Annotated in this window: 16 protein-coding genes and 1 pseudogene; all 17 read right to left on the reverse strand. The window is 54.7% G+C overall.

Going from position 1 to position 18329, the window contains the following annotated elements:
* Positions 1-642 (reverse strand): BCCT family transporter (locus tag ACKLKD_RS26110; RefSeq protein ID WP_420061992.1); only part of this gene is annotated, 642 nt, incomplete at its 3' end.
* A gap of 1318 nt (positions 643-1960) precedes the next feature.
* Positions 1961-2974: a plasmid replication initiator RepA gene (repA, locus tag ACKLKD_RS26115; RefSeq protein ID WP_015632528.1), complete on the reverse strand. Its 1014-nt coding sequence runs from the start codon at positions 2972-2974 to the stop codon at positions 1961-1963.
* Complete coding sequence (gene repA, locus ACKLKD_RS26120; RefSeq protein WP_023340918.1) at positions 2967-3518, reverse strand: plasmid replication initiator RepA; 552 nt, start codon at positions 3516-3518, stop codon at positions 2967-2969. The genes repA (ACKLKD_RS26115) and repA (ACKLKD_RS26120) overlap by 8 nt, the downstream gene beginning before the upstream one ends.
* On the reverse strand, positions 3511-3582 hold the full coding sequence (gene tap / locus ACKLKD_RS26125; protein WP_071786674.1) for a RepA leader peptide Tap: 72 nt from the start codon (positions 3580-3582) through the stop codon (positions 3511-3513). The genes repA (ACKLKD_RS26120) and tap overlap by 8 nt, the downstream gene beginning before the upstream one ends.
* A gap of 231 nt (positions 3583-3813) precedes the next feature.
* Positions 3814-4074 carry a replication regulatory protein RepA gene (locus ACKLKD_RS26130; RefSeq protein WP_016529614.1) on the reverse strand — a complete coding sequence of 87 codons (261 nt, stop codon included), beginning with the start codon at positions 4072-4074 and terminating at the stop codon, positions 3814-3816.
* Between the two features lie 149 nt (positions 4075-4223).
* A complete protein-coding gene (locus tag ACKLKD_RS26135; RefSeq protein WP_032433957.1) occupies positions 4224-4772 on the reverse strand; it encodes a phospholipase D family protein in 549 nt (182 codons plus the stop codon).
* Positions 4773-4877: 105 nt separating this feature from the next.
* Positions 4878-5189, reverse strand: coding sequence for a hypothetical protein (locus ACKLKD_RS26140; protein ID WP_023340920.1), 312 nt, complete (start codon positions 5187-5189; stop codon positions 4878-4880).
* Positions 5186-5836, reverse strand: coding sequence for a DUF2726 domain-containing protein (locus ACKLKD_RS26145; protein ID WP_032436731.1), 651 nt, complete (start codon positions 5834-5836; stop codon positions 5186-5188). Before ACKLKD_RS26145 ends, ACKLKD_RS26140 begins: the two co-directional genes overlap by 4 nt.
* A 55-nt stretch (positions 5837-5891) precedes the next feature.
* Positions 5892-6536: a hypothetical protein gene (locus ACKLKD_RS26150; protein ID WP_032436732.1), complete on the reverse strand. Its 645-nt coding sequence runs from the start codon at positions 6534-6536 to the stop codon at positions 5892-5894.
* 470 nt (positions 6537-7006) lie between these two features.
* The gene (locus tag ACKLKD_RS26155; RefSeq protein ID WP_032436733.1) at positions 7007-7354 is read right to left on the reverse strand and encodes a DUF6404 family protein; all 348 of its coding nucleotides are present in this window, start codon (positions 7352-7354) and stop codon (positions 7007-7009) included.
* Between the two features lie 19 nt (positions 7355-7373).
* Entirely contained in the window at positions 7374-7970 is a 597-nt protein-coding gene (locus tag ACKLKD_RS26160) for a fertility inhibition protein FinO (protein WP_023340923.1), read from the reverse strand.
* 155 nt (positions 7971-8125) lie between these two features.
* Positions 8126-8851: a type-F conjugative transfer system pilin acetylase TraX gene (traX, locus tag ACKLKD_RS26165; RefSeq protein WP_020277957.1), complete on the reverse strand. Its 726-nt coding sequence runs from the start codon at positions 8849-8851 to the stop codon at positions 8126-8128.
* 79 nt (positions 8852-8930) lie between these two features.
* Entirely contained in the window at positions 8931-14192 is a 5262-nt protein-coding gene (traI, locus tag ACKLKD_RS26170; protein ID WP_065953842.1) for a conjugative transfer relaxase/helicase TraI, read from the reverse strand.
* Positions 14192-16501, reverse strand: a complete 2310-nt coding sequence (traD, locus tag ACKLKD_RS26175; RefSeq protein WP_032436737.1) for a type IV conjugative transfer system coupling protein TraD — start codon at positions 16499-16501, stop codon at positions 14192-14194. The genes traI and traD overlap by 1 nt, the downstream gene beginning before the upstream one ends.
* Before the next feature lie 55 nt (positions 16502-16556).
* Positions 16557-16670: pseudogene (locus tag ACKLKD_RS26180) on the reverse strand (hypothetical protein); the annotation flags it as partial.
* 190 nt (positions 16671-16860) lie between these two features.
* Positions 16861-17592 carry a conjugal transfer complement resistance protein TraT gene (gene traT / locus ACKLKD_RS26185; RefSeq protein WP_032415736.1) on the reverse strand — a complete coding sequence of 244 codons (732 nt, stop codon included), beginning with the start codon at positions 17590-17592 and terminating at the stop codon, positions 16861-16863.
* 251 nt (positions 17593-17843) lie between these two features.
* On the reverse strand, positions 17844-18329 hold a 486-nt coding region (locus ACKLKD_RS26190), incomplete at its 5' end, for a hypothetical protein (protein ID WP_420061993.1).

Below are 18329 nucleotides of genomic sequence, written 5' to 3' on the forward strand. Positions count from 1 at the left end.
ATAACCCAGCGAGGTCGCAACGCCAAAGACCGTGCCGATAACAGCGAAAATATCAACCGCATGACCTACAGGCCCGTATATGCGACCGCCGATAATGGGATAGAGTGCGGAGCGCAGGGTTAACGGCAGACCGTGACGGTAACTGAAGAACGCCAGAATCAGCGCCACAATGGCATAAATTGCCCATGCGTGCAGTCCCCAGTGGAAGAAGGTCAGACGCATTGCTTCCTTCGCTGCCGCAACGGTCTCCGGGGTGCCGACGGGAGGCGAAAGATAATGCATTACAGGTTCGGCAACGCCAAAGAACATCAGTCCGATCCCCATCCCTGCCGAAAAAAGCATCGCAAACCAGGAGTGGTAGCTGAAATCAGGCTGCGCATGGTCCGGGCCCAGCTTGATATCACCGTAGCGTGAGAGTCCCAGGAACGTGACACTCAGTAAAATCAGGGCCACAGCAAGGATGTAGAACCAGCTGGCATTCGTGAAGATTTGTTGCTGAAGTAGTTTAAAATTTTTGTCGGCGACATCCGGGAATACGGCGGCAAAGGCAACAAGAAGGAAAATCAGCAAAGCAGATGTAAAAAATACCGCTTTGTTAATCTGGCTTGTAGACTTCTTCGGGATTGTATCATTTTCACTCATAATCATTTATTCCATTAATTAAATCCGCACTGGATAGAAGACACTACCTTTCACAGAGTAGCAAAGTTCAACTTGCTATGCGGCGTTAATCGGAAAGCATGGTGTAATGAGTGCCGATACAAATCATCCTATATTCTAAGGGGTTCTTGGTTACTCAGCCTGCCGCTTCCTGGTGCATTTATTTGTATCAAAGCTGGGACATACGTTAATGAACGTATATTAGGCACGAATTACTTTTTGAACAAAGCAGACGTTAAGATTTACAGCATCGGGAAGCTTCTGGATGCCGCGTCAGCGGCATGGAGGCGCCAGATGAGGTTACATGTGTCTGTGGAGTCAAATGGCGCCGAAAGCCCGGCGTAGCCGGTTACCGGGCTATAAATTCTGCCATCCTCCCCCTGCCCTGATTAGCTTTAACCCGCTAACAGCAATGAAGAAGTTAATGTAATCCCTTTTAACCCCGGTGAGCGGGCTTTACGGCGTTTACGACGTAAAGGGCGTGATTTCCGGGGCCTTAGCGGCGGCAGCTTGCTGCTGACGCTTAGGGGGATGTTCATCAACTATTTCAGCGACACCAGGGAACTTAACATGGTAGCTGCAAAGCCATACCCGCGAAAAACATCTCAGACGCCGCTGTACGCGGTCGGAGTTGACCCGGCAAGGCGAGGCCGCAGTCGGGGCGTATCTCCGCGTTAGCGGGCCGCAGGGCCGCTTACGAGCGTGTACCAGACAACTGACCGCAGCTCCACCCACAGCGATGAAGAAGTGTAGTTACAACACCCATCATTAAAAGCGACACTACTCCCGGCCTTCGGCCGGGGGCGGCGGCGCTTTTCAGTGGTGGGGAGGGGCACCCGGCTGGCAAACCGGCGCCGGTTTTATGATGGATTTCCTTTTGAATGCTGTAACTAATGTGGTTATCCGGTCTGGGCCCGTCGCGAAGCGATGGGCGCTACTTTTATCTGAGCGACGCGGACGCCTGCGGCCGCTGTAAGCGAAGGCCTCACTGAGTTATTCACAGAGCGGGCAAAGACAAAAGATCTCCCTGCTGCTTGCAATGCAGGGGATTAAAAAAGGGGGGGTAAGACTGTTTTGCAGGTTTGCTGTTTCCCTTTTGCTAAATTCCCTGTTTATTCATTTGCGGTTTTTTGTGGATAAGTGAAAACCTGGTGCGAACGTCACAGGGTATACGTGCTCAAACCAGCGATGGTCCGACGGCCGGAACGTCAGATGGATAAAAACCAGGCAATTTCATGAATCCGGACAAACGCCAAAAGCCCCGGGCAGGGGCATAGAAAAAATAGCTAAATGATATCCGTCAGGACGGCGGAGCCAGGGCCAGCTCCAGCTGATACAGGTTCTGAATGGCCAGCTGCTGCAGCCGCTCCGTTGTACACCAGTAAGCCTCGTCTGCCGGCATTGTCTTCAGGATATGAAGCGACATTTCGTGAATCTGGCGCTCACGAGAATATCTGGCCAGGCGGTTAGCTCGTTTACGTTCGGCTCCACGCTGCCGACGGAACCTCAGTGCATCGAGAGTTTTTTGACGGTACCAGCGCTCACGTGCTGCACGGGGGGAGATCTCCTCATCTTCACGCAGAATCCCCTCCTGGATAAGACGACGACGCTCTTCGCTTTGCCGGAGCTTTTTTTGTTGTTCCGCATCAAGTTTTTCCAGATCCACTCCCAGCATCTGAAACCCTAACGCGGTGATATAGACGTATTTAGGCAGCCAGGTACGGGATTCCCTGTCCCAGCTATTTTCTTCAGATACAGCCAGGACACCAAAACGAACCTGTTCGTCAATCAACCGGGACAGACGTGATACTGTTACCTCTGTTTCCGGAATAACTTTTCCATGACTGTCTTTCTGGCTGAGTTCTTTTGCCAGACGAGAAATACACATACCGACCGTCAGCTTGCCGGCATCACAGAAGCTGATCAGCACTGGCCAGATAGCATCCAGCAGACGTTGCTTTTCCGGCCGGAAGCCATACCGGCGGCCAGCGCGACGGCGTTCCCTGACGTACAGCGGATGAAGCGATACGTGCATACGCAGTCGCACCTCACCAGTGGTGCGATCTTTTTGAACAAGACGGTTATAGGCGTGTCCCAGCTGGCCACCCAGTTTTTTGTAATGCTCCGGTCGAAACCAGGTCGGGTTTTCACATTTGGGTTTTGTGGAGTGCTCGCCGCGCCGGCGACGGGTAGATTTCTTCTCCGGGGAAACCAGAAAAGATGCCACATGGCCGTCCTCTACCCCCTGCCAGAAACGGATCTGTTCTTCCGTATCCAGCTGACTCCAGTGTTGCGGATTGTGCGCATTACTCATCTGCACTCTCCCTGCAGCTGTTTTTGGCGGCCAGACACTTCAGTCTGGCTTCGCTCAGAGAGAGTGGAAATACGCCAAGAAATTCGAACAGCTTAGGGGTGAAAAAAATCTCAGCAGTTAAATAGCGATCCGATGAGCAGGCAACAAATTCAAAATCTTTCTCCAGCGATTCCAGTGCCCTGATTGCTCGTGTAATGGACACTTCGCCAGAAAGAGATTTAGTTGCAAGTCCGCACTCCAGGGCAATCTCTCTGAGTGAGCGCAGAACTTTATTTGACAGGGGATCGTAATAAAAACACATTGCCATGAGCAACGCATTCATCGCTCTGCGGCGCAAAAATGGGGGTTTACGTTTTCGTATTCCGTCCCTACGCGACATCGCTGATGCGATATCGAAACTGAAGCTTTCAGTGAAACCATTGGCTTTTACCATAAGTTTCAGCGAGAAAGGCCAGGGAGTGTAGTCCTGGGGAACCGTGAAAACAGGTTCAGGATTGTTTACCTGAACATACTTGCGTGAGCTTTGTTGGTTATGATCAGTCACCGCTTCCTGCGCTTATGTTGCGCGGAAGGAGTGAGCACAGAAGGTCTTGAACTTTTCTGAGCATAAATCTATACTCCCTGCATAGAGCAACAATCTCTATGCAGTTTTAAGTGAGCCCCGGTAATCTTCTCCAGTCGCCAAACTTAGTGAGGATTATCGGGGTTTTTGCTTTCTGATTCCGGGGTTATACCTCAGCAGAACCAGTTCCCTGCCACTTTAAGGCGTGGCCAACCAGCAATGTCTAAACGATCAGTAATCTAGCACTCATAGCCAACCGGATCAAGAATGTGAATTTTTACACATCATTTCCACGGCGCTCTGCTTCAAGTTTAATCAGTTTTTCAATCATTTGAGCCTGCGTAATTCCTTCCTCCTCAGCAAACTGAGCCAGTTTCTCTTTTAACGGAATCTGAATGAGCGCATGTATGGATTTATGGGTATTACTACGCCTCGCCAGAGAAGCCTTCTGGCGTTCGTTCGCTGATACCGGGTTTCCTTTCCGATATGGACGTTTAGGTTTTTGTGAGGAAGTAATTACGTTTACGACCTGTGACATCTCTGCCTCCTCAAGCATCTGACTGAATACTTGAACAAAGATACTACAGGAACCGTAGGTCGGCGAAGACTAAATTACAAAATGAAAGATATCGTTGTTGGCGCAGCGGTATCTTTCAGGAGATTGAAATGTTGATTTAGAAGAAAAACTTAATAGGAGACCGACCAGTCCCTCCCCATCTCCCACCGGGACTGCCAGTGCTTCAGATAGGTATCAGCCAGCGCAGGGTAATCCCGGATGACCAGGGCATTTTCGGAGTTGCTGTTCGCCGCAGCGCGGGAATAGTTGAACGACCCCGTTTCCACGTTTCGGCCGTCGGTGATAATCACCTTGTCGTGCATGATTTTAAACTGGCTGACGGTTCGTACAGGAATACCGGCATTGGCCAGCAGATTCATTGCCGCCACACCTGCACTCCCTTTCGCGCTGTTGGCTTTCCAGTCAAGTAACACTCTGACATCGATACCCCGCTGTTTCGCCTGGATCAGTGCTCGCGTTACTTCCGGTGAAGTGAAGCTGTAGCCCATCAAGCGAATACTTTGCTGCGCAGTCACGATCGTATTCAGTACCAGCTGCAGCGCCGAACCTTCTGGAGAAAAACCCGCCTCGATGCTGGCGGCATACACGGCCGGAACAGGTGCACACAAAGTCAGGCTGATCAGCCCCGACAGACAACATTTGCGGAGTGTACGGTTAATTTTTTTCACAGTATTTCCTTAACGGGTGTTTTAAGAAACGCCGGGAGCGGGGGAAACTGGTTTTTCCCCGTTCCCGGGGTTGGACAACGACGCCATGCGGAGGCGTCAGGATTTTGTGGTATGCCGAAACCAGTAGCAGACGGGTCCGTCGCCGGTATCGTGGACAGAGCCCAGGAACCAGCCATCATCATCATCCGGTGGTTCCGGTATCCAGCCACGGGCATCCGGGGCTTCATCCGTAAATCCGGGAGCAAAAGCTTCAGGCGCTTCATCGCGCATTGTCATCACAAAGCACTGAAGTTTATGAGTTCTGAGCCAGTAGCTTAATTCTGCGGAAGTTTCACAACCACTGCGTGCCAGCACAGGATGTGTCCAGTACCCCTGTTCATCACGTTTCACTTCGGCGGCGATAATCATTTTTCTTTCTCCTTGCGTTCAGTATGCTCTGTCGTTGAATTCATACCGGTTATGGATTTTTCGGCAGCATCGGCTCCGCGGTATTTCAGAAACTCTCTGACCCTTCTTACCAGCCTCTCTGAATCCCGATCGCGTAATAGTGGAATACCGGCCTGCCTCAGAACCTCTTCCAGCAGAATATCGCGCCGGATACGGTGTTTTTTCAGGTGTGAGGCATCATCCAGTTCAACTGCGCCGACGATAGCGAAGGTATGGATGTCAACGATGACCACATCGCAGTGCCACTGTGATGCCATCCGGAAGAGTTGCCACCAGGTCCGGGATCGTGGCCGGATATGGGAAGAGAGTGTGGCAATATCTGCCACCCGGACCTGAGGACACAACAGCCAGCGATTTCGGCTGGTATGCCTGAGTAATGCCCGGAAAAAATGTTGTTCCCGTGGCGTCATCAGTGTCTCATTACCCACCCAGACCCGCTGGCGACACAACCGTTGCTCAGCCTCTGAGGGGCGAATACCCAGGGCTTTGAGTGACATCAGAACCGGGGAAGTCTTCGTTACTGCGCGTCCTTTCAGAAGCAGCACCAGAAACCCCAGCAAACTCAGCACAACAACGGTACTGCCCGCCATCATTAATATCTTTGCCATGTATTTTATTCCCTGATGTTCCTTTCTTTCCCGATGCGTTTTCCTGTCGTCGTCCTCATCTTTCTGTCCCTCTTCTGATAAGGCAGAACTCTGCCGGCAGCCTGTCGAGCAACGCGCGGCGAAATACATTCGGCAGTCCTCTCCCGGCTACAACATCAGCGATCAGAACTGATATGACGCTAATCTGCAGGACGAGGCACAGGACAAAACCAATCTGATGCACCAGTTCCGCAGCAGGCATATTACGAAGAGCATTAATCAGGCGGATGGCATCCTGTGGGGAACCCCAGGCGAGAATACCGATACCGACCAGCATCACCGCCGGCGTATACAACAGCCCCCGGCTGATAACCCGTCCGGTCAGGCCTGTAAGCTCCCACCTTTGCTGGCGAAACACCTCATCGTCCCGGAAGATTTCCCATTCCAGCCGGGCCTTTTCATGTCGCGGCACCTCGGCCACCACCTGATTACCGTCGCGAATACTGACCAGCGGTGAGACCTCTGGCTTTCTCATCCGGTCGATGTGACGCGTATATAGGGCAAGGCCTGCCCAGAACAGCGCAACAGACGATAAAAGCAGATAAAACCCACTCCCCCGAAAAACGGAAGGGAACAGGAGCATAAGAACCATCGCTAGCACGATACCGCAGAAATAACAGAACAACTGCTGCTGTTTGCGCAGAATAAAATATTTAAACATAGTATTATTCCTTTTTATTTGATGATTTACGCACGAAATGAAAGTCTGTGAATTTCATAAATCGCACGTCGTGATGTAATAAAAATATTGAAATCAGTTAAATACTGATAGTGGATGACTTAAATTGAAAATTGAGCACTTATAAGCGTCACATCGCCCCGGGACGTGGCAGTCCCGAAGCAGCCATTCACGGCACCGAATGGCTTGTCATTCTTCGCGTCTGCCCATACCCGGGCAACACACATGCCTCAGCCACAATGCCTTTCCCCCTTTACCTCTCTTTCGTTTGAATATATTTGTTCTGGCTATATACGACAATAAGAAACACAACAGCCCCTTCCGGACTGGAGTAATACCAGAACGGACGTAGTCACGTATAATAACCACACCATACAGGGTAAATGTTTTAAGAAAACGAGGGGGCTGTCAGGCCAGGAATATTCACAACCTGACAGCATATATTTATTTCATTACAGATCTTTCCAGTCAGGTAATTTATTCACCTTTCGCCGCCACAGATGAAAAAGTGCCATCGTCAGGCCAAATAACACGCCCGCGATAAGACTGATTTCGCAGGCGAACAGGAGAGGCATCCCCTGGGCCCGCCACACCGTCCAGTACATCCACAGCCCGTATCCAAGGGAGAAATAGCCTGTCATTACGACAAAAACCTGCCAGAACGGAGCAAACGGCAGCGGGGGAATGTTTATCCCCAGCCGCCACAACAGTCGTATCAGAAGCGGTGCATAATTGCTTTTCCACATCTTACGGCTGGACATTATCGCCAGCGCTTTTTGTTTCCGCGCTTCAAAATCCATTTCCTCTCCTCGATTGTATTCAGCCAGCTGACTGGCTCCGCATACGCTCAGTTCGCAGGAGTTCTTTCATCATGCGCTCGCTGGCGTACTGCGCTTCCTCTGCAGTGACGGTCGCGACGGCATTCCCCTGCAGATCATAGCGGGAGGCCCCCACCTTCATCCGGGACAGATAGCCCGCAGACCGGGTCAGACTCTTCAGGCACTTAATCACCTGTTTATGCGACAGCGGCAGGTCACGGTTCACGATATCCGCAAACAGCTGTTCGCGCATGCCCGTCGCCAGCAGACGTGGCGCGTTTCCGTCGAACAGCTGTGGCCAGAACGCCTTCAGGGTCATAATGGCCTGTTCCGGCGGCAGCAGGCGAAGATAACGCACCGGAGGTGGCGTCTTTACTGCTTTAACCGGCGCCGGCGCCGCGTTACGCGCGGCGGCTTCGGCCGCTTGTTTAACCTTCTCAAGTTTCTCTTTCTTTGCCTTCCAGGCCGGCGGGGACGAAACCACCACGACCTTCTTACGGCGCACCACACCAGGGACAGGTGTCGCCTCCGCGGGTGCCGTACTGTTCTCCGCCGGTTTTCGTTTCAGGCTCAGTACAGGGCGTTTTTCTTCACTCATAAGGGGCCATATCAATAAAAGCTACAGGTCTGAGGTATACGATACGCTAACGGTATCATCGTTTCACCTCACAATGCAGTGGACACAACGATGATATCCCCTTGTCACGTTTACGGGCAATGTGCCCGCCCCCCGGACCTGTGTCCGGTTTTTTTTTACATCGAGATGACAATACCCAGTACCGCCAGGTGCACTGCATAGAACATCACAAAGAAATGCCGCGGCCAGAAGCGTTTCACATGTTCTCCGGCAGATGAACACACGATCAGCGTCAGCAGCGCAATCGCCAGCCCGGCCGCCGATTCACTCACGTTATGCATATTCATCAGCAACACCATGAGGGCCCACAGCACCCCGTATCCCAGCCGTTCCGGTGCATGCTGTGCGCGGCAAAGCAGCCAGCTGGCGGTGAGCATACCCACTCCGGCCATGCCGTAGCTGGCGGTCGACAGGGGTATCCAGGCGACCAGCAGTCCAGCCGCCGGGAGGGTGTAAGACCAGGACGGCTGGCTGACCCACCGCAGGACCTGGCCGGTGACGGCAAAGGCAAACAGAATATTCCCGGTATACCACGGGTACCCGATGAGCATAAACGACACCTGGGCAACCAGCGCCCAGCCCCACAGGCTGTTCAGCTGCGACTGGCGTATTTCCGCGTGCCGGGCCAGATTCATTCCCCATGCCAGACCGAACAGTGGAAAACAGCCCCGTCCCAGCAGGCGCATCACTTCATTGTTTCCGGCCAGCAGTAAGCCGGTGTGGTCAGTCACCATCAGTACCAGTGCGACCGTTTTAATCATATCCGTTTGTCCCGGTGTCCAGGTTAGCAGGCGATGAAGCCAGCGGTCTGTCGCACCTGGAAATGTGTGTTGTGCTCTCATGTTTTTTTCCTTTTAGCGCTCCGGCAGACTGCCCGATTTTAATCGGGGAGGCTGCCGGAGCAGACAAGCCGCAGGCGCGTCAGTCGCCCCCGAGGGTTTTCTCGCGGTTCAGGTCACGAACCATGTCCCGCTCCACAGCCTGCAGACGCTCACGCTGCAGACTTTCTGAGGCCACCTGCTGAATCGCCGCCTCCTGGCGCCGGAACTGAGGATCATCCGGTAGCGTCGTTTTCTCCGGGCCCGGCCGGTCACGCTCGAGTCCACGGATGACGTCCCCGATAACCTCTTTCACCCGGTCCACCGGCTCGCCGGCTTTACGCGCCTCCCCGGCCACTTCCCGGGCAGTCTGTTCCGCCTGTTTTTCCATTTCGCGGCGCTGCTGTTCTTCTGCCGCCCGCTGCGCCAGAACCTCTGGCGGGAGGATAATGTCAGCCCCGGCCTGCGGTACCGGAGCCACCGGCGCCGGTTCAGCCCATACCCGCCCGCCGGTCATGGCCCCGGGGTTCCAGGGGCGGTCATCACCGGCCAGCCGCACCACCACCCCGGTATCGGGATTGTCGCGGGCCATTCTGACGCCCTCCCCCATATTCCCGGCCAGCAGGCTTTCACCATTGCGGCTGTTCTGCAGCGCCACGAACCGGGCGGCGTCATTGCCCATAATTCGTCCCTCTCCGCCGATGGCCTCCAGCCGTCCGTCCCGATCGGTCAGCGGGCTGAGCCAGATACCGGCGGCTTTCCCGTTCTTATCGAATGCCGGCAGCGCCACATGCGGCTGAGGGTACTTTTTCCCCGGAGAAATGAATTTTCCCGGTGAATTTCCCTGTGCCAGACCGGACTGCTGCAGGGCTGCCCGGCCAGCGGCGGTTTCATCCAGTAGTCTTGCCCGCCCGAACAGCAGATCGGCGCTTTTCACCGCCCGGTCGTTACGGGGTTCAAGAATATCGTGCGCCGTCGCTTTCTCAGGTGAATGCTTGATGGCCTTTATCCAGCCCTCACGGCTGTCGGTGTAAACCTGCACATGCTGTTTCATGCGGGATAAAGCCACATAGGCAGACTCAAAGCTGGCCATCTGTTCCCGACCACCGGCCACCCCTTCCAGCGCGATGGCATACGGTTCGCTGGCCCCCTGGGCGCCGTGAGCCGTGATGGCGTAGGCGAGGTCGATATGCTGCTGCGCCTGATCCGCCTTCGGGGTCAGCGTGCGGGTGGTTTTGCCATCAGACAGCGTGACACTGTCACCCGCAACAGACTGCACCTCCCAGATACTGTTGGCCACATAGCCGCGCTCCAGGTCACTTTTGCTGAAGCGCATTCGGTCCCCCTGAGACACGGTGATCTTTTCCTGACGATAGAGCGTGACGCCTTCTGCCGATGCCTCCCGGGGTGAGATATATCGCTCCTTTCCTTCACTGTCTGTCAGGGTGATCATCTGATTATCCTTATCCACCTTGCTGATACGGTGGTATACGTTATCAACCAGCGCCACCGCCTCCTTGTGAGCCGTCCAGGTCGACAATTTGCGCAGTTCACCGTCACGGATGTTACTCGTGACCAGCACCGGCAGGGTGATTTCCTCTTTGCCGGTTTCCCCGTTCTCCCGCCGTGCGCCATGGATCAGACTGTTCAGCGCCCGCCTGTCCTTGTTCAGGTGGGTGATCACCAGCGTCTGCGACTGTGCCTCCGGGGTCCGTCCGGTATAGTCCTTCACCAGCGCCTCGTAGAGCGTCGCGGGCTGACCTGCCGGCAGGGTTTTCCCCTCGCTCAGCGCCTTTTGTATCGCCTTTTCCTGCGCCGGCGTGAATTCCACCACAGAACTGCCCGGCGCCCAGGCGCCTTCTTTTCTCGGCACCTGCTCCGGCGTGACCTGCTCAATGGTGGTCAGGGCGCGGTGCACATCCCGCTCAATCAGGCTGTAGACCGCCGGTCGCAGCTCAGGCACCTGGCGCACAATCTCTTTCATGATGGCAATGTCGGCGGCGCTGCGCTGCTGCATCAGCCTGAACGGCTGGCCCGGCGCGATGGGCTGCAGCTGGTCGTTATCCCCACTGGACACCGCCCGTCCACCGCCAGCGACGATGAGGGAGTGGGCTTTTGCCATATCGGCCAGCCCCACCATTGAGCTCTCGTCGAGCAGGAACAGGGTGTTGCTGAAATCGGGTGTCTGGCCATTGCGCTGCAGCAACTGCGTGTCGTGGAGGAACGACGCCGTCGTGCGCGCATCCACGCCGGCACTCTGCATTTCCCCGACCGCGCGATGCGTCGGCGCCAGACCGATGACGCGCGGACGGGTCTCTTCCGGCAGCAGACTGATGGCACTCATGACGGCCCGGAACTGGGTGGTTTTCCCCACCCCGGCATACCCCTGAACCACCGTGAACCGATCCGTGCTTTCCAGAATCATCCGGGTCGCCGCCCGCTGTCCGGCGGTCAGGTCCGTCATCAGACTGGCCGGCACACGGTCCATCAGGGGGGCCACCGCGTCTTTACCTTCCAGCACGTGGGTCAGGATGCTTTTTTCTGCGTCCCAGGTCTGACGGGAAATCAGCAGGTCATTGCCGTAGCCGTGCGCCACCGGTACATTCAGCAACTGCCCCGACCTGATTTGTGCCTGAATGGTCGTGTCGATGTCCGCCATCGGAACCTTCCCGCCCCCGGTTTCCAGCGCCGTCGCCAGCAGCTGGGGCCGGGAGAAGGTCAGTTTCTCACTTTCAAGCAGCGGGATGGCTAGGTGAATGGCCTGTTCTGCCGGGGTACGCAGTCCGGCCTTCTGCTGCGCAATGGCCGCATCCAGGTCCGTCTCGCCGGATCGGGTCTTCAGCTGCTCTGAGACCACGCTGAAGGCGGTATGCCGCGACAGCTTCTCCGTCGTGCGAGCCGCATCCTGCGCTGAGTACAGACGGAGATGACTTCCGCTCTGCGCCAGCTGGTTGAGGGTGGCGTTATCCAGCTCACGCTGCGTCACCGACGCAAAGACCGTTGCCGTCTCGCTAACCGACCTGCCGGGACTTTCCACCCAGCCGTGGCCGATTTTAATACCGTCAAACACGCCCGCGCCCACGGCCAGGGTCTGCGTGGTTTTCTGCCCCGGACGCTGTACCGTCAGTTGCCCGTCCTCCACTTTCATCACCGTGATGCTTTCCCCGCCCTTCAGGCGTGTGTCCGGTATCTTCCCGAGCACCGCCAGACGTTCCCCCTCGGCCACCGGCAGTGTATCTGCCCGGAACAGCGTCCACTGGCTGTCGACCGCGGAAACCTTCAGATCCAGACGGCCCCCTTCCCGGTCTTTCAGGGTCAGCATATTGCTGCTCGCGGTCACCCGGTCAATGACAAAGCGATCGTGCGTCCGGGTCTCCGGATCCCAGCTTTCCATCACCATCCCCTCCCGGTAATAATCCCGCACGCCCCGGCTTTTGCTGTCCAGCCATACCGGCGTCAGGGCTGTAATGGTCGTGTCTTTCTCACCCAGCACTCCCTCATTTCTGAGGGAGTCACGGATAAGGCCGTTGAGTACGCTCTGTTCACGCGTCCCGCTGATTTGCGCCACGCTTTCCAGCCCTTCACGCACGCTGACGGCAAACTCCTGTGCCAGCCGGCTGTAGCGTGCGCCTTTATCCGGTTCACTGATGATGTCGGCTGTGGTCTGATGGCCACCCTGCCAGCGATACGTATTCACGCCGCTGTCCTTCAGTACGGTCAGCGCGCTGCCGGTCCCGCTGCGCTTCCCGCTGTCGGAGAGCAGGACCTGCACGTTATGGCGCATCGCGCCATCGAGCAGGGAAATCGTTTCCTTCAGGCTCAGCTTCTCCGCCTGATCCACGATGAGTGTTCCGCCCGGAATAAACGCCGTCCCGTCCTGCAGAGCGGATTTACCGGTCACCGTTTCCCCGGCCAGACGCACATCCCCGGCGAGAAAATCACGTGAGCGGTTATCGGCCGCCAGGATATGGACGTCACGCCCCTGCTCCCGGGCCATCAGGGTTAACTCGGCCACCCGCTCCCGCTGGCCGGCTGCACCGCCCTGACCGGAAACGATACCCATGACCGGGCGATCCTGCGCCAGCACGCTGACGGCATCGCTGAAAGGGACCTGGCGCACCACAGACGCATCGGGCGTGACGGAGACATGATTCTGGCGCTGCACCTCCTGACTCAGGGCTTTGACGGCGAGTTCATCGAGAACGTGGATGTTTGAGGTGAACAGGCCTTTCTCGCGATCGAGAGGGATAAGCTGCTCCCGTTCAATGGCGGCATCGATGCCCTTTCTCGCCAGCTCAAACACACCGTCCTTCGCCTCCAGCTGGCCGACCGTGCGTGCCAGCAGGTCGGCATACGTGAACTGCACCTTGCGGTCGCTGAGACCGGCAATCGCTTTCGTCACCACATCCGTGATATCCGGACCGTCAGTGTTCACCGGCGCGGCAGGTGCACGGGCCAGCTCTGCGGCTCGCGAATCGGCGGCCTCACGATACCCCCGGATGTCAAACCCGGTCTCCTTCAGCGTGTTCATCCACTCCACCATCTTCTCTGCCGGATCGATGGCTTCTTTCGACTTTCGGGTATCGAGCGCGGCCACATCCCGGGACTTCAGGGAGGCATCGGGTCCGGCGGCCTCCCTGACCTCCTGAGTCCGGGTGGAAAAGGGTTCCACAGGGACCCCTTTCATCTCCCACATCCCGTGTTTTCCCACGACTTCCGTCTCATAGCCAAGCTTCTCAACCAGGGGTTTGAACGCCTCCCGGTAAAGTTTCCCGAACGCTATCTGGTTCGCGTACACGTTCTCGATAAAGCCTGTTTTTCCAATCTTATCTGTGCCGAGAGACTGCCATTTGTCCCCGTTCTGCGTGGCGTTAATGACGACGGCATGGGTGTGTATCTGAGGTTCCTGGTTACGGTTCGTGTCGTGGTTGAATTTCGCCACAATCAGATTTCCGGTCAGCACCGTTTCGCTTTTACCGTCCGTCATGACCCGGGTCGCGGCCAGCGTCTCCAGTTGCCGCACCGCTTCGGTTACCGCCTGGTTGTGGGCATCGATAAGGCGCTTATCGCCGCCCAGCATCGCCATGACCGACACGCTTTTGGGGGCCGAGAAGGTCAGGTCATAACCGGGCCGGTGCTTGTTGGCGCCATCCTGTATCCGGGTCAGGTCGCTGCCATCCGGCAGCTTCCCTTTCAGCAGTTCCGTAAACAGCGCCTTATCCACGGCTTTCCCGTCGATCCCCAGCGCCTCAGCCCCCTTACCCTGCCAGCGTTCGTCCATGCTCCCGATGACGTAGTAATTATCTTTGTTGGTATAGTAATCCGCGGCTTTATCGGCCGATTTAACGGAGCCAATCGACATCATCAGAAGTTCCCCCCAATCTCGACATCATCCTGCTCATCGTGGCGGTGGCTGTGGTTGATATTGACCTCTTCACGCCGCTGCATATCCCGCTGCGTTTGCTCATCAGCCCAGGCGTCATACGCCTGCATGTCTTCAATCACACCGTCCTCGTTCATACCGGCCGGCAGCATGTCCTGCCCCTGTTCTGCGGACTGCTGCGCCAGTTCCTGTTCTGTCCCGCCTGCAGCTGCAGCAGGGGTACCGGCAGAGGATGCTGTTGCGGCAGCAGCGGCCGCTGCGGCTGCTTTTGGTTTAATCAACGGTACGGTCGTGACCCGCAGGACGGGAGGCTCAGCTGTCCTGGCGGAGGGTTCCGCTGCCGGCATCGTCGTTGTCGCCGGCGCTTTTACTGGTGCCGGAGATACTGTCACTTCTGCTGGCGCTGGCTGACTGGCCAGCTCTGGTCGCTCACCGGCGTGACTGCCGGCATCATCTGGCCCGGATGCCGGGGCATCCGGCGTGAAAAGCGCCCTGGCAAGACTGCCTTCAGCTTCCCGCGCTTCAAGCAGCGCACTGAGCCGTGCATCCACCCGCGCATCGAGAGTGCGCGGAATAAATCCCTCGGCAATTTTCGGACGCGGCTTGTATTTGAGGGCCAGCTTCACGGCCGGATACGGCCCGGGCAGCGTGACATAGCAGGACAGGTCCGGCAGCGTCTGAATATCGGAGTAACTGACCAGCGTTTCCCGCTCTTTTTCTTTCCCGGTCGATACCCCATCACGCACCGGGTCAGCACCGTAGGAGTACTGCTCGCTGGCCTTGAGGATTTCCTTCTCACCAATTTCACCGGCAGCAAACTCCGCAATCTCTTTACTCGGGGAGCGGAAGAAGGCCCGGGTGTTCATCACGTCAAAGAGCGTGGCGGCAGGCTTAACGCCATAGATGTCTTCCAGCTGGGCATAAGACTGAATACCGAACACATAACAACCACCAAATTTACGCGCCTCCGGGAGGATTTCGACCAGGTCCGGCAGCTTGTGCAGCGTGGGAAGTTCGTCAGCGAAGATCCACACACGCCGGTTACGGTTCTCGCCCATCGCCAGGAGGCCGCGGATGGCAATCGACAGCCACATCGAGATAACCGGCTTCAGGGAGGCATGGGTGTCAGCATTGGAGGAGATAAACAGCCAGCCATTGGGTCGGCCCTCACGGACGCCGCGCATCCAGTCCCGGATAGTGAACGGCTCTCCGTTCTTCTCAATGCCCTGCAGGTAGCGAATAGCCTTGACGTAGTTGGTCAGCACAGCTCGAATGGAGATGGCGGTTTTCTCAATTTTCTCTTCAACCAGGTTCGCTGCCGGCGTGTTCTGCAGATAGGCGCGCAGCTTGTCGATCTTAATGGACAGCATGGTATCGACCAGCTTCTCGTAGCTCCGATCGTCGTCTTCGCGCATCAGATACGCGCCTTCGGCAAAGATAGTGCGACCGGAGCCCTGCCAGAACGGATCTTCTTTGGTACCCATCGGGATAAGGGTGTTGGAGATGTTGTCGAAGTCCGGCAGCGTCAGGCACTCTTTCCACAAATCCCAGGCTGCACAGCGCGAGTCCAGCGGGTTGAGGATTTTATCCAGTGACGGGTCGTAATAGCTTTTGACGAACTCACAGGAGCGATCGTAAATGATGGCCATATCGCCCCGGGCACGCACGTAGTTCAGTAGCCGGCGTATAACTTCGGATTTACCGGAACCCACGGTACCGTGGAGGCAGAAGTTCTGAATTTCGGAGTTTTTAAGAATAGGCAGATCGCCAATTTTAATATCAGAGGCCATACCATCACGCTTCATCTGGCGGGCCACTTCTTTGGGCTTATCGGAAAGCTGGCGCCCGCCGGTATTCTCATCCTCACTCTGCTGTTTCCCCTGGCGGCCCAGCACCCAGCTGGCGATGAAGAACGTCACGATACAGATAACAAGAGAAACCACGGCAGCAAAGACGAAACTGGTCCACAGCTGCTCTCCGCACCAGATAGTATATTTATCGGCCAGGATTTGTTCTGAGGTATATTCCAGCGACTGACCGTAATACTGAATGGTGTATACCGGCTGGGAACGAATAATATCGCGCATCGGACCCAGCGTCGTACACCACCAGTATACGCAGCCGTTCACAAAGGTTTGCCAGCTAAGCCTATACATCAGCATCAGCCCGCACAGTACCCAGAATAAAATAAACAGCACGTAGAAAATAATATTGGCAATCTGACCAAACATGCGAAAGCGCATATTGGCGATCTGACCGCCCTGCGTCATATCTTTGGCATTGAAACTCATGGCACTAATCCGTCAGTAAATTATTAGGGTCGGAAGGACAAATTAATCAGCGAAAACAGACCTCACGGGGTTGCAGGGAATAAGCCTCCCCCATAGCAGGGTGTGGATAAATATCGCCAGGCATCAGTTTATGTGTTTCAAGAGACCTGACAGGTTCAGATATTGCCATAAATAACCTCTATTCAAATAAAGACGAAAAGATTCCGCCGAAGGCGGCAACGCCTCACAGATGCACAAATAAATTGCGCAACTGTTCACCGTTCAGATCTGGAATTCATAGATTATTTGACGAATTAATTATGACACACCAGAAAGGGGATCCCAGTATGGCCCGGGGACCGGGCCGTGGAATAGAAAGCTTACAGAATATTAGCGATCGATTTTGCCAGCTGGTCTTCAAGAACAGGCTGGGCTTCAGGGAACTTGAGGTTAACTTTATTAGCGTTAGAGACGACGCGAGTCTGGTATTTGTGCTGATTACCCGTTTCAGTACTTGTCTGCACTTTTGCGCCGGATGTTCCCTGACGTAATACGGCCACGTTATCAGTCTGAACCTGAGTTTTGGTTCTTTCCGCGATCTGAACATCGGTGATCATGGTGTAGTTCACATCTTCCACCATCGCGTCAGCAGCCATACCAACCAGACCGGCTGCAAGTCCTACACCCAGAGTCGCCCCTGCAGAACTGGAGTTGTAAGCGGTAATCCCTGCCCCAAGCGCGGCGCCAGTCACTGCGCCTTCATAACCCCGGCTTAACCAGCCCTGAGACTCACGAAGGTCCATTTTATCGGCCTTGAGCACGTTCGCCTGGATCCAGTAGCCCGCCGTATCCGGGTTACTGACGACCTGATATCCCTTTGAAGTGACGGCGCTGGCAATTTTTGCCTGCAGGCCACTCATATCCTTATCAGAGGTATTTTTGATTTGCAGATAAACCGTCTTATTATTTGAAGGTTCCAGCCAGATTGTTTCGCTCATCTGGGTTTTTACTTCCAGATTTCTCTTTTTAATAGCGGTTCCCATTGCACTACATCCAGACAACGCCAGCGCAGAGCTGACAACCATAACAGTCATCAATTTATTTAATTGCATACAAATTTCTTGTGCCATAATCATTATGAGACATACACATTCCATTTCTGCATCCAGAATGCGCAGTTACTATATCCAACTTTTTATTTGAGTGGAAATTTATTAAAATTAATGCACTAATAATTTCGTATATGTATTTTTAGCCTACCAACTAACCACCATAATTGATAGGCCAAATTTGAGGGGGGCATTTTTTAAAACCAGCCACTCTCGCTGCTGAGTTTTAGTGGTCAAATTGACTTAATCATTTGTTAATGATTCCGATCTATACCATACACGTTTCCTGCAACGTCTACATTTTCAATCATAGGAAGCCCACTCGCAGGATTAATATCATGGGTATTTATAGATATCTCATTTCCATATGGCCCCATAGCACTGCTACATGTACTATTAGGTTGGTCGAGGTTGACTGAACCGTCAGAACAATGCTCAAGCTGATAACTCATAAACTCCCGCTCGGAGAGCATTTCCTTGTATGGTAAGGTTGTCAATGATTGTGTTCTCCCGACATAATTCCTGCCGATCCCATTTTCGAATGCACTTTCATTATCATTACTAAATTTCACAGATGCAAACTTTAGTGCTTTATTCATAATCCAAAGTGGGTATAAAACAATACTTATCAAACAGGCAATGGGATTAACAATACAACAGACTCCGGTCAGAACAAGATAAAGATTATTAACATCAGGCACTGGGCGTTTTGTTTTCGCACCAACTTTAATGAAAACATA

It is taken from the genome of Klebsiella sp. 10982 (genome assembly GCF_048589245.1).
In the GTDB taxonomy this organism is placed as follows: Bacteria; Pseudomonadota; Gammaproteobacteria; order Enterobacterales; family Enterobacteriaceae; genus Klebsiella; species Klebsiella quasivariicola.